This window comes from Streptomyces sp. bgisy159, assembly GCF_965341775.1.
Taxonomy (GTDB): Bacteria; Actinomycetota; Actinomycetes; order Streptomycetales; family Streptomycetaceae; genus Streptomyces.
Genome location: NZ_CBDQZH010000010.1, coordinates 102,995 through 115,595, shown reverse-complemented (window position 1 = coordinate 115,595; position 12,601 = coordinate 102,995). Strand labels below are relative to the sequence as shown.

9 protein-coding genes are annotated in these 12,601 nt (G+C 71.5%); 2 read left to right on the top strand and 7 right to left on the bottom strand.

Annotation, left to right across the window (positions count from 1 at the left end; all coding sequences use genetic code 11):
- Positions 1 to 8: 8 nt before the first annotated feature.
- The 6 genes from ACSLTV_RS12850 to ACSLTV_RS12825 form a co-directional block, all read right to left on the bottom strand.
- Entirely contained in the window at positions 9 to 893 is an 885-nt protein-coding gene (locus tag ACSLTV_RS12850; RefSeq protein ID WP_432136965.1) for a carbohydrate ABC transporter permease, read from the bottom strand.
- Positions 890 to 1,855, bottom strand: coding sequence for a carbohydrate ABC transporter permease (locus tag ACSLTV_RS12845; protein ID WP_432136966.1), 966 nt, complete (start codon positions 1,853 to 1,855; stop codon positions 890 to 892). Before ACSLTV_RS12845 ends, ACSLTV_RS12850 begins: the two co-directional genes overlap by 4 nt.
- Positions 1,856 to 1,876: 21 nt before the next feature.
- Complete coding sequence (locus tag ACSLTV_RS12840) at positions 1,877 to 3,139, bottom strand: ABC transporter substrate-binding protein (RefSeq protein WP_435612141.1); 1,263 nt, start codon at positions 3,137 to 3,139, stop codon at positions 1,877 to 1,879.
- 231 nt (positions 3,140 to 3,370) lie between these two features.
- The gene (locus tag ACSLTV_RS12835; RefSeq protein WP_435612140.1) at positions 3,371 to 5,224 is read right to left on the bottom strand and encodes a glycoside hydrolase; all 1,854 of its coding nucleotides are present in this window, start codon (positions 5,222 to 5,224) and stop codon (positions 3,371 to 3,373) included.
- A gap of 18 nt (positions 5,225 to 5,242) precedes the next feature.
- A complete protein-coding gene (locus ACSLTV_RS12830) occupies positions 5,243 to 6,487 on the bottom strand; it encodes an ROK family protein (protein WP_432136969.1) in 1,245 nt (414 codons plus the stop codon).
- Positions 6,488 to 6,599: 112 nt separating this feature from the next.
- Complete coding sequence (locus ACSLTV_RS12825) at positions 6,600 to 7,844, bottom strand: FAD-binding protein (protein ID WP_432136970.1); 1,245 nt, start codon at positions 7,842 to 7,844, stop codon at positions 6,600 to 6,602.
- 139 nt (positions 7,845 to 7,983) lie between these two features.
- Between ACSLTV_RS12825 and ACSLTV_RS12820 the strand changes: the two genes are divergently transcribed.
- Entirely contained in the window at positions 7,984 to 9,306 is a 1,323-nt protein-coding gene (locus tag ACSLTV_RS12820) for a radical SAM protein (protein WP_435612139.1), read from the top strand.
- Positions 9,307 to 9,554: 248 nt separating this feature from the next.
- The gene (locus ACSLTV_RS12815) at positions 9,555 to 11,057 is read left to right on the top strand and encodes a cellulose binding domain-containing protein (RefSeq protein ID WP_435612138.1); all 1,503 of its coding nucleotides are present in this window, start codon (positions 9,555 to 9,557) and stop codon (positions 11,055 to 11,057) included.
- Position 11,058: 1 nt separating this feature from the next.
- Here ACSLTV_RS12815 and ACSLTV_RS12810 read toward each other — a convergent pair whose 3' ends face one another.
- The gene (locus ACSLTV_RS12810; protein ID WP_435612176.1) at positions 11,059 to 12,573 is read right to left on the bottom strand and encodes an HAD-IA family hydrolase; all 1,515 of its coding nucleotides are present in this window, start codon (positions 12,571 to 12,573) and stop codon (positions 11,059 to 11,061) included.
- Between the last annotated feature and the right edge of the window lie 28 nt (positions 12,574 to 12,601).

The window sequence follows — 12,601 nt, the reverse complement described above, 5'->3', positions numbered from 1 at the left end:
CTCCTAGGTCAGCCCTTGATGCCGGTCTGCGCGATCCCCTGCACCAGCCAGCGCTGGAGGAAGAGGAACACGAACAGCAGGGGCAGGATGGAAATGGCCGTGGCCATGAAGATCAGGTGGTAGTTGACGGTCTGGTTGGTCATGTACGACGACAGCGCCACCTGCACCGTCCAGGCGCTGGGGTCCTGCCCGATGACCAGCGGCCACAGGAAGGCGTTCCAGCCGTTGATGAAGGTGATCGTCGCGATGGCCGCGAAGAAGTTCAGCGAGTTGGGCACGACGACCCGCCAGTACGCGCCCCAGTAGCCGAGTCCGTCCACGCGCGCCGCCTCCTCCAGCTCCCTGGGGAATCCCAGGAAGTACTGCCGGAAGAGGAAGCAGGTGAAACCGCTGAACAGGCCGGGGACGATCAGGCCCCGGTAGGAGTCCACCCAGCCCAGCGACGACACCAGCACGAAGCTGGGCACGAAGGTGACGGCCGCGGGGACCATCAGGGTCACCAGCACCGCGTAGAAGATCTTGTTGGCGTGCCGGTAGGGGATCCGGGCGAGGCCGTAACCGGCGAGCGAGCAGACCAGCAGCACGCCGACCGTGTGCAGGACGCCGACGATCAGCGAGTTCCCCATCGACTGGCCGAAGTCGACCGTGGTGTCCTCGAACGGCTCGGTGATGTTCCCCCACTGGATGTCGGTGGGGAAGAACTTCCAGTTCTCGCCGGTGATCTCCGGGTCGGTGGAGAGCGAGTTGCGGATCAGCAGATAGAACGGGACCAGGAACAGCGCGGCGGCGACGCCGGTGGCGACGTACAGGCCGGTGGAGCCCATCACCCCGCCGCGCCGGTTGCCGCGCGGCCCGCCGGCCGCCCGGTCGGTCTCTGGTGCGGTCGTCGTCACTTGGACTCGTCACCCCTTCCGAAGCCCATGATCCGGCCCTGGAACAGGGTCACTACGCAGATCAGCAGGGTGAGGATCACGGCGCCCGCGCTGCCGCGCCCGTAGTCCTGCTCCTGGCCGAGGGCGGTGTAGTACAGCTCGACCAGGGGCGGCCGGCCCCAGGTGGTGCGGTTGAGCAGGTTGAAGAACTCGTCGAAGGCCTGGTAGGCGGCCACGAGCAGCAGCAGGATCACGGCCGTCGAGGTGGCGCGCAGCTGGGGCAGTGTGATGTGCCGGAACGTCTGCCAGCCCGGCTTGGCGCCGTCGATCGCGGCGGCCTCGTACAGCTCGCCCGGGATGTTCTGCAGCGCGGCCAGGAAGAGGATCATGTAGAAGCCGGACTGCAGCCAGAGCCGGGCGGTGACGATGACCAGCCAGTACCACGGCGGGTCGGGGTTGGCGAGCCAGGCGACGTTCTCCACGCCGAACCAGCCGAGCACGGTGTTGGCGAGGCCGAAGCGGACCCCGTTGAAGAGGGACATCTTCCAGATCAGCGAGGCCGCGACGTAGCTGCACGCCGTCGGCAGGAAGAACACCGACCGGAAGAACGCCCGCATGAACCGCAGCCGGTTCACCAGCAGTGCCAGTCCCAGCGACAGCGCCCAGGTGGTGGGCACGATGATCGCGGCGAAGACGGTGAAGGTGACCAGCGAGCCCATGAAGTCCTCGTTGCCCAGCATCTGCCGGTAGTTGTCGAAACCGACGAACTCGCTGGGCGTGACGGTGAACCGGGCCTCGAAGAAGCTCAGCCAGAGGCTCCAGCCGATGGGCACGTAGACGAAGATCAGCAGGCCGGCGAGGAACGGGCCGGTGAAGAGCCAGAAGTTGAAGGTGCTGCTGCCCCGCAGCCCCCGCCGCGGCCGGGCCCGGGGGGCCTGGGCCGGGGCGGGGAGCGCCGGGTCGAGCTTGGTGGTGGTCGACATCGCGTCAGTCCGTCCGGTGCCCTATCCGAAGAGCTTCTTCAGCTCGGCGTCGACCTTCGCGTCGCACTTGTCGAGTTCGGCCTCCGGGTCACCGCCCTTGCGGACGCAGTTGGCGAAGACGTCCTCGGTCGCGGTGATCATCGCCTGGGTCCAGCCGATCCGGTCGAAGTGGCCGAACTCGTTGAAGAGCCGCACGCCCTCGGCCGGCAGGCCCGACTTCAGCTTCTCGGCGCTCTGCGCGATGGAGGTGCGTGGCGGGATGTGGAAGCCGTAGGACAGGGCCCAGTCCTCCTGGTACTGCTTCTGGTCGATCCACAGCCACTTCACGTACTCCTTGGCCGCGTCGACGTTCTTGCTCTTGGCGTTGACGAACATCGACCAGCCGCCGTTGTAGACGGCCGGCTTGCCCGCGTCGGAGACCTTCGGGAACGGCATGATGCCGAGGTCGTCGCCGAGCGCCTGCTGGAACTGCGGCATCGCCCACATGCCGCACCACTGGATGGCGCACAGGCCCTGGTTGAGCGCGGAGGGGTCCCAGAAGTCGGCCGGGGCGTCCAGCAGCAGGTTGCCGCTGGTGAAGATCTTGCGCAGTGTCTTCAGGCCCTGGACGACACCGTCCGTGTGGTAGGCGATCTCGTTCTTGTCGTTCAGGGTGTCGGCGCCGGCCGCGTAGATCAGCGGCTGGATGACGGCGTGCAGGTCGTTGCCCAGGAACAGGCCCTTGACCTTGCTGGTGGTGAGCTTGTCGGCGGCCTCCATCAGCTCCTCCAGGGTCTGTGGGGGCTGTATGCCGGCCTTCTCCAGCATCGACTTGCGGTAGAAGAAGAACTGCGGGTCGTCGATCATGCGGACGCCGTAGATCTTGCCGTCCACCGTGTGCGAGGCGATGTCCGCCTGGTTGAAGTCGTCCTTGACCGGCGTGACGAGGTCGGTCAGGTCCGCCACCTGCCCGCTCTTGATGAGCTGGATCTGCGGGTGGAACTCGAACAGGTCCGGCGCCTGGTCGGTCAGCAGGGACGCGAACAGCTTGCTCTCGAAGTTGGAACCGGTGATCCACTGCGTCGTCACGTCGGCGCCCTGGTAGGCCTTGGCGTACTTCTTGATCGCCTGCTCGGTGCCGGCCTCTCCGTAGGCGTGGAAGTACTGGGTCAGGCCCGTGCCCGAACCCGACCCGCCGCGGCCGTTGTTGCCGCCGCAGGCGGCCAGCGTGCCGGCGGCTGCCATGCCCGCGGCGGCCCGGAACAGTGATCGGCGGGACCAGTTGCTGTTGCTCATTGCCGACATGCTGACGTCCTTGTCTCGATTACGGCTGCGGCTCCACGGCTTGACCGCCGGGTGGCTCGAACGGGGCTTGCGGTGCGGGACGTTAACCTTCGGCTAAGGCTTCGGCAAGGGGTTGGACGAAGGCGGGTCGAAACGTTGCGTCCGGTTCGGGATGACGAACACCCGCGAGGCCGGGCGGGGAGAGGGCCGCCGGGTCAGGGAGGGGCCGGCGGCCCCCGGCTCAGGAGGCCGTCACTCGCGTGACCAGGCCTGATTGTCCCCACCCGTGCAGCTGTAGACGATCACCCGGGCTCCGTCGGCGGTGGACCGCCCGCTGACGTCGAGACACTTGCCCGACGCCTCGCTGACGATCTGCCCGTTGCCGTTGAGCAGCCATCGCTGCCCGGCGGCCCCGGTGAACGAGGCGGTCGCCGTCAACCCGCCGCTCCCGGCCGTCAGATAGCCCTGCGAGCCCTTCAGGGCACCTCGCGCGTCGTACGACCAGGACTGGGCCGCGTCGCCCGTACAGCCCGCCAGGGCGGCCCCGGAGGCGTCAGCGGTGAGGCACTTGCCGGACTGCGCGCCGACCAGCGCGCCGGTCAACGCCGTCGGAGCGCTGTGCCGTTTCTGGTCCAGGACGAACGTGGTGACCGAGCGGGCCGCGAGCGTCGTCGACAGAGTGCCCCGCGCGAGCGACGGTTCGGCCACCCGCGCCCAGTTCTCCTCGGCGGACGTCCGCACCGCCCGGACCGCGGCCCGGGGCGTCTTGCTGTTGAAGTGCAGGTTCAGCGCCGTGTCGGTCGAGTTGTGGTTGTTGACCACGGCCACCCACTGCCCGCCGCGGTCGTACGCCGAGACCTCGACACCGGCCGGCAGCCCCGTCACGTCGTGGGCGACCGAGCCCGGCCGGACGAACCGGCTGTACTGGCCGAGCGCGTAGTAGCGCTTGGTGAAGTACAGCGTCTGGTTGCCGTTGGCCGCGTAGTCCGGGTCGTAGTAGATCAGGCCGTCGTTCCAGCCCTGGTCGTTGCGCGAGTGGGGGTCGCTGCCGATCATCTCCGACAGCGCCACCCACCACTGGAACGCCGAGTCATGGGCGATCGCGAAGTCCTTGTAGATGATCCGGGACAGGTTCAGCCCGCCGTCGATCGTCGGGTCGTACTCCTGCGCCCAGCCGGTGCCGCCCTTGCCGAAGCAGCAGATCTCCGTGGACCAGGAGGCGATGCCGGCCGCCCTGGCGGTCTCGTGGACCTTCGCCCGGTCGGCGTCACCCGGGTTGTCGTACGTGTGGTGCGCCAGCCGGTCGACGTACTGTGCGGTGCCCGGCTGGTCGATCCACCGCGGGACCTCGTCGTTGAACTTCACCGTGCTGGTCGACTCATCGGCGATGATGCCGGTGCGCTGTCCGCGCCGTTCCTGCTCGGCGCCCAACGCCCTGACGATGTCGTCGCGTTGCTCGACCGGCACCAGCATGCCCTCCTGACCGCAGCCGTCGAAGCTGTTGGTCGGCTCGTTGAAGGGGCTGATGTGGTCCAGCCGGACGCCCTGCCGGGCGAAGTGGTCGGTGATGTCGGCGACGTACCGGGCGAAGTCCTGTTCGTTCTCCGCCTTCAGGTAGCCCCCGCAGCTCTTGCCGTTGGTCTTCCACGCGGCGGGCGCGCTGTTGACGAAGCCGATCAGGTCCCGCACGCCGTACCGCGCGGCGTAGTACAGGAAGGTCCGGCCGGCCTTGTCCCGGCTCCAGTCGTACGTCCCGTCCTCGGCGAGGAAGTCCTCGGGCGCGCGGGGCGCGTAGGTCACGCCGGTGCCCCCGCCGCCGATGTTGTAGCGGTACGAGCTCAGGTGCAACCCCTGCCTGGAGAAGAGGAGCCGCGCGACCCGGGCCCGGACCTTCGGGTCGAAGCGGGCGAGGTCGTTGACCCACCAGGCGCCGGAGGCCCCGATGTTGTCGATGGTCTGGGCGGCGTGGGGGGAGACCTCCGCCGCGGGCGCGGAGGCGTGCGTGGTGGTCGTGGTCGTCGCGGTGGCGGACGGGGCCGTCATCAGGGTTGCGGTGACGGCCAGTGCGGCGGCCGTCGCGAGCGTGGCTCCGGTGGTGCGCGTCAAGTCTGCGTCCCTTCCCTGTCATGAAGGCGGTGCGGTGCGGCTCCTCGTGGGGGTGGTGCGCTGCGCTGCCCTCTGCCCGACCGCCTGCAGAGCCCCTTCGAGCGCGAACGTCGCCGCGCCCAGGCACACCGGGTCGCTGGGGATCGGGGAGAGGACGATCTCGGTGGCGGCCAGCGGCCGCTTCAGCGCGTGCCGGGCGACGGCCTCGCGCACTTCGGTGAGCAGGGGTTCGCCCAGGGCGGTGGCGACCCAGCTGCTGAGGACGATCACCTCGGGGTTGAACAGGTTGACCAGGTTGGCGATGCCCGCGCCCAGGTAGCGCACGGTGTCGCGGACGACCTTGCGCGCCACCGGGTCGTGCTCGCGCAGAGCGCGCGCCAGCGCGGCGATGGTGGCCGTCTGGTCCTCGGGGCACAGCAGCGCGCTGTCCGGGCTCAGCTCGCGCAGGCTCAGCATGATGCCGGACGCGCCGACGTACGCCTCCACACAGCCGTGCTTGCCGCACCGGCACAGCCGGCCGTCCAGCACGATCGTGGTGTGGCCCCACTCGCCGGCGCTGTTGCTGACGCCCCGGTGCAGCCCGCCGCCGAGGATCAGCCCGGCGCCCACCCCGGTCCCGAGGTTGACCACCACGGCGTCACCGCGACCCCGGGCGGCCCCGAACCACAGCTCGGCCACCGCGCTGGCGCGCAGCGGATTGTCCAGGTACAGCGGATAGGCGAGGTGCTCGGTCAGCAGGTCGAGCAGCGGCACGTCGTGCCAGTCCCAGTTGGGCGCGTACTCCGCGCGTCCCGTCGCCCGGTCCACCTGGCCCGGCACGCTCACGCCGACGCCCAGCACCCGGGCACCCTCGACCCCGGCCTGCGCCACCACCGAGCCGACGGCCGCGGCGACATGGCCGACCACCTGCCCGGGCAGGTTCTCGCCCGGGCTGACGTCCTCCTCGGCGCGGGCCAGGACGTTCAGTGCCAGGTCGAACAGCTCGACATGGACGTACGTCTCCGCGATGTCGACGCCGATGAGCGCGCCGCCCGCCGCGTTGACCGCGACCAGGCCCCGCGGGCGGCCCCCGGCCGAGTCCTCGAACCCGACCTCGGTGATCATCCGCAGGTCGAGCAGCTCCCCGACGAGGGTGGCGACCGTGGCCAGCGAGAGACCGGTGGCGGCCGCCAGCTCCTGCCGGGAGGTGGGTGACCGGGCGATGATCTGGCGCAGCACCTCGTAGCGGTTCGCGGTGCGGATGTCGCGTGATGTGCGCTTCACCGGGCTGCCCCATCCCTTCCCATGCCGAGCCGGGCGGCATCGCTCCGGCGCCGCGCCAGGCTATGGTGTGCGGCAGCTTTCTACAAGGGGTTAGGAAAGGGGCTTTATAAAGTCAGTCACCCAGCAGACCGCCCACGAACGCGTTGGTGAACTTGCCGGCCGGATCCAGCTCACGGACGACCGCCGCGTAATCGTCGCATCGTGCATACAGCCCGCGGACGACCGCGGCCGGCATCTCGAACACCTTCCCCCAGTGCGGCCGCGCCCCGAACGGCGCCAGCACCGCCTCCAGCTCCCGCACGACCGGCAGCACGGCCTCCGTGTCAGCGACCCAGGTGAAGTGCACGGCGACCGAGTCCCGCCCGTGGGCCGGGCTCAGCCACTGCTCGTCGGCGGCGACGGTACGCACCTCGCAGGTCTGCAGCACGGGGGCGACCGTCTCCCGGATCCCGCCGATCGCATCCAGCATGTCGACGGCCGTCGACCGCGCCATCAGGTACTCGCTCTGCAGCTCCCGCCCGTTGCTCGGCGTGAAGTCCGCCCGGAAGTGCGGCAGCCGCTCGTGCCACGGCCCCGCCACCCCGAACTGCTCCGTGCAGTTCCGCGCCGGCATCCCCGGCACCGGGTGCAGCCGCTCCGTGGCGGGCACCGCCCACGGGAAGTCCCGCAGCGGCTGGTCGGTGCGCCGCTTCAGCCACACCTGCCGGAACCCCGGCTCCCGCCAGTCGGTGAACAGGCTCACGCTGTAAGCCGCCCCCGCGACCGCCTCGAAGTCCAGCCCCGCCGCCGGAAGCTCCGTGAACACATGCTGCTCCACCTCGTAGGCGGGCTCCAGATCCAGGGTGAGCGCGGTCACCACGCCCAGCGCGCCCAGCGAGGTCACCGCCGCGCCGAACCGCTCCTCTCCCCGCCCGACCGCCACCACCTCCCCCTCGGCCGTGACGATCTCCACCTCCCGTACGGCGGCCGCGAGCGGAGCGTTGCCGACCCCCGAACCGTGCGTCCCGGTCGCCACCGAGCCGGCCACCGAGATGTGCGGCAGCGACGCCATGTTCGCCAGCGCCAGCCCGTGGGCGTGCACCCGGCGCGCCAGCTCGGCGTACCGCACCCCGCCGCCCACCCGCACCGTACGGGCCGCGCCGTCGACGTCGATCTGCGCCGGCAGCTCGTCCAGCGCCACCAGCACGCCCCCCGGCCCCGGCTCGGCGATCCGGTTGAAGGAGTGCCCGCTGCCCAGCACCCGCACCCGGTCGGCGCCCGCCACCACGGCGCGCAGGGCGGCCTCCGAGCGCGGACGGTGCAGCTCCTTGGCGGCGTAGGTGATGTTGCCGGCCCAGTTGGACACGCTCCCGGCCATGGGTCGCCCCTCCCGTAGACATGTGACGCACGAGTGTTCCCGCGAGGAACGTACCTCGACACCGGGCCCCCCCTCGCCGGTCCCCCGGCCCGGGGGCATACCGTGATGAGTCGTACGCCTGAGCCGGGAGGAGAGTCGGATGGGCAGCCGTACCGCGCTGGTCGAGGATCTGATGGAGCGGTTTCCGCATGTGCCGCGGGAGGCCGTCTTCAAGGAGGACCTGCTGCGCGGCGGGGTGGCCTTCGACGCCTCCGCGCTGAGCGACAACGAGAGCGGCGAGGTCAAGCCGAAGTCGTACTTCATCTTCTCCTTCGACCACGGCACCCTGCCCGAGCTGGGCGAGGCCGCGCTGCGCCGCCCGCCGGAGGAGATCATCCTCACCGGCGGCCCGTACGACCTGCGCCGCACCGTGGTCTCCGTGCGGGTGAACCCGGCCTCCCCCTACCGGGTGGCCGCCGACGACGCGGGACTGCTCGGCCTCTATCTCGACGGGCGGCGCATCGCCGACGTCGGCGTGCCCCCGATGCCCGAGTACTACCGGCACACGCTGTCCAACGGGAAGTCCGTCATGGAGGTCGCCCCCACCATCCAGTGGGGCTACCTCATCTATCTGACCGTCTTCCGGGTCTGCCAGTACTTCGGCGCCAAGGAGGAGTGCCAGTACTGCGACATCAACCACAACTGGCGACAGCACAAGGCCGCCGGCCGGCCCTACACCGGGGTCAAGGACGTCGAGGAGGTGCTGGAGGCGCTGGAGATCATCGACCGCTACGACACCCAGAAGACCTCCACCGCCTACACCCTCACCGGCGGCGCCATCACCAGGACGGTCGCCGGCCGTGACGAGGCCGACTTCTACGGCCACTACGCCAAGGCCATCGAGGAGCGCTTCCCCGGCCGCTGGATCGGCAAGGTCGTCGCCCAGGCCCTGCCGCGCGACGACGTACAGCGGTTCAAGGACTACGGCGTGCAGATCTACCACCCCAACTACGAGGTGTGGGACCGCCGCCTGTTCGAGCTGTACTGCCCCGGCAAGGAGCGCTACGTCGGCCGCGACGAATGGCACCGGCGGATCCTGGACTCGGCCGAGGTCTTCGGCGCGCGCAACGTCATCCCCAACTTCGTCGCGGGCGTCGAGATGGCCGAGCCGTTCGGCTTCACCTCCGTCGACGAGGCCATCGCCTCCACCACGGAGGGCCTGCGCTTCTTCATGTCGCACGGCATCACCCCGCGCTTCACCACCTGGTGCCCCGAGCCCACCACCCCGCTCGGCAAGGCCAACCCGCAGGGTGCGCCGCTGGAGTACCACATCCGGCTGCTGGAGGCCTACCGCGCCACGATGGACGACTTCGGCCTCTCCTCGCCCCCCGGCTACGGCCCGCCCGGTCCCGGTCACGCCGTGTTCTCCGTCAGCTCCTTCATGGACAGCCTGCCCGCCCTGGAGCCCACGCCGACGGTGTGACCCCGGGGAACACCGAGACAAACGGCGTCCGCGTCCGTACCGTGAGCCGGAACCGGAACCCGGTGCGCGTACGGGCGCGGACCCTTCGCCGGCACGGCAACCGCCGTCCCGGCCGTGGATGCTGACATCCGAACAGGCCGCTTGTCAGTTGTGCAGAGAACGTGAAAAGCTCTGCCCCTGCCGCGAGGTTCCCCCCAACTCCATCGCCGACATGGTGAGTTGACCTCGCATTCAAATGCAGGAGACCCATGCCCGACCTGCCGACCCCCAGGGACGACGCCGAGGCCGCGCTGTTCACCGAGTGCTGGGACGCCGTTCTGTCCTACGCGGACCTGTGCACCTCCGGCTCGACCGCGGCCCACCAACTGGCCCGCGAGGCCTTCGCGCTCGGGATACGCGAGGCACGCGCCGCCGAGGACGGGGCCCGGCGCGGTACCGGCCGCCGCTCACCCCGCCTGCCCCGCATCCCCCTGCTGCTGACCGCCGTACGCACCACCGCGGCCGACTGGGAGGCCGCCGGACAGGGCCACAAACTCGACCCCGAGCTGCGGCTGTGGCTCAACTCCCCGCACGCCGCCCGCTACACGGGCCCGCCGCCGACCCGCCCCATCGCCCTGCGCGGCCTGCGCGACATGCAGGAACCCGACGCGGCGCTGCTGTGGCTCGCCGAGGTGGAAGCGCTGCCGCTGCGCGCGGTGGCCCGCCGGCTCGGACTGGACCCGGCCGCCGCGGCCGAGGAACTCAACCAGGTACGCGGCCTGTTCCGGGACCGCTGCCACCGCAACCACCTCGACGCGCCGATGGGCGCCGAGTGCCGCAGCTACATCAGGCTGCTGGACGCCGTCACCCGCTCACCGGCCGCCGAGACGCCCGAGGACCTCTCCCGCCACCTCGCCACCTGCCAGGAGTGCGCGGAGGCCGCCGCCTGCCTGCGGCTGCACGGCGGCGGCCTGCCCGCCGCGCTCGCCCAGGGCGTCATCGGCTGGGGCGGCCTCGCCTACCTGGAACGCCGCCGCCGGGCCGCCGAGGTCCGTCTCGGCGCCGGCCGCACCGACACACCCGACCCCGACGCGGAGGCCGCCCGGGAGGACGCCGGCCGGGCGCGGGTACTGCGCCACGGGCTGCTCGCGGCCGCCGTCCTGGTGTCGCTGCTGGCGCTCGCCGCGTCCCTGATACCGTTCGGCTCCGCCGACGACACCGCCGCCGCCGGCGTCCCCGCCGACACCACCCCCGTGGTCGGCCCCGGCCCCGCCCTGACCGGTCCCGCGACGGACGGGCCCACCGCGCAGGACCCCACGGCCACCCGCACCCCGGGGTGGTCGACCCCCGCCACCACCACGCCGTCCACCGCCGCCGCGCCCGGCCGGCCCGACCCCGAACCCCAGGGCACCTCCTCGCCCACGGCCGCCGGCGGGACCGGCGACACCGTCGCGGACCCGGTCTGCTCGGCCCGCTACCACCTCGTCAACCAGTGGCCCGAGGGGTTCCAGGCCACCGTCACCGTCACCACCGAGGACGCCCTCGACTCCTGGCGGGTCGCCTGGACCTTCCGCGACGGCCAGCGCGTCACGCAGATGTGGGACGCGGGCTTCTTCCAGAACGGCACCCGGGTCACCGCGTCGGCCGCCGACTACAACAGGTCCGTCGCCGCCGGCGGCTCCTTCTCCTTCGGCTTCCTCGCCTCCTGGCAGGACAGCAACTCCGAGCCGTTCGCGTTCAGCCTCAACGGACAGCCCTGCGCGGCGTCCTGAATCAGCGACCGGCCGCGTCGGTCACCGCGAACGTGGTGAGCACCGCGGCGTGGTCCGACGGCCAGTCGTTCCCGCAGACGTCGGGCCAGGGGCGCGGGGTGCCGGTGACGACCGTACGGGCGTCGACGACCCGCAGGCCCCGGCCGTCGTGCAGGACGAAGTCGATACGGTCGTGCGGCTCGGGGCGCCCGCCGCCGTCCATGTGCCGGGGGTGCACCGGCGACCACGTGCGGCCGGGCTCGGCGACCGAGTCCGGGTGGGCCTGCCGGTAGGAGTCCCGCAGCCCCGCCTCCTCGGCCGCCAGGGTCACCGGCCACGCGATGCCGGAGCCGTCCAGATGCGAGGGGCAGTTGAAGTCGCCGACCAGGACGACCGGGACGGACTCCCGGCGCACCTCGGCGATCCGGCGCAGCGTGTCGCGCATCATCGTCAGCCGTTCGCCCTCCCGGGCTAGTACCTCGTCCTCCGGCAGCCCGTCGAAGGCCCGCAGGTAGGGGCCGTACGGCCAGGCGGGCAGGTGGACCGTCCAGACGTCGGCCGCCCGGTCCGGGCCGAGGGCGATCCGGGCGCCCGCCGCACCGTAGAAGCCGACGTCCGGGTCGCCGAAGCGGGCGATGATCGGACGGCGGCTGAGGATGCCGAGGTTCTCGCCGGCCCGGTGATGGTGCCAGCCGAGGGCCTCGGCCAGTTCCTCGGCGGCCGTGCCGCCCGTCTCCTGCAGCCCCACCACGTCGGCGCCGCTCTCCGTGATCGCCTTGAGCTGCTTGGCGCGGTGCTCGTCCACCGGGCTGCCGCCGAGCCACAGGTTCCAGCTCAGCACCCGCAGTTCCGTCGGCAGCAGCGATCTGAGATCCGCCACGGTGACCCCGGCGAGGCTGTCGCGCACGACCCGCCCCGGCGCCGCCCCGATCGGGGCCAGAGACGGCACGGCGAGGACCGCGCAGCCGGCCGCCTCCGCCGAACCGACACCGGTCGGGGAGTCCTCGACGGCCACACACGCGCCCGGATCCGCCCCGAGGGCCCGGCAGGCCGCCAGATAGGGGTCCGGGGCGGGCTTGGTGCGGCCGGTGTCGTCGGCGGTGACGCACACGGCGAAGCGGTCCCGGCCCAAGGTGTCCAGCACGAGGTCGGCGACGGCCCGCGGGGAGGCGGTCACCAGCGCGGTGGGCACACCGTCCCGGACCAGGGCGTCGAGCAGCTCCAGGGCGCCCGGCCGGGGCACGACGCCCTCGCGCACGCGCTCCGCGAACGCCTGGTGCAGCCGTTCGGCGACCGGGTCGGCCGCCGTGCCGCTGGCTGCGCCGAGCCATCGCGCCGTGTGCTCGACCGCACGGCCGAACACCTCCGGCCGCTCCGCCTCGGTCAGTGGCCGGCCGGCCACCTGCTCGACCGCCTCCCACCACAGCCGCTCGGTGTCGACGAGCGTGCCGTCCATGTCGAACAGGACTGCCTGGAGCGGGACGCGGGGCGGGAGGGGCACCTCGCTCCCAAGGCCCGTGTCGCTCTCGGGAGTCACATCATCGGTGGGGGTCACGTCGTTCTCT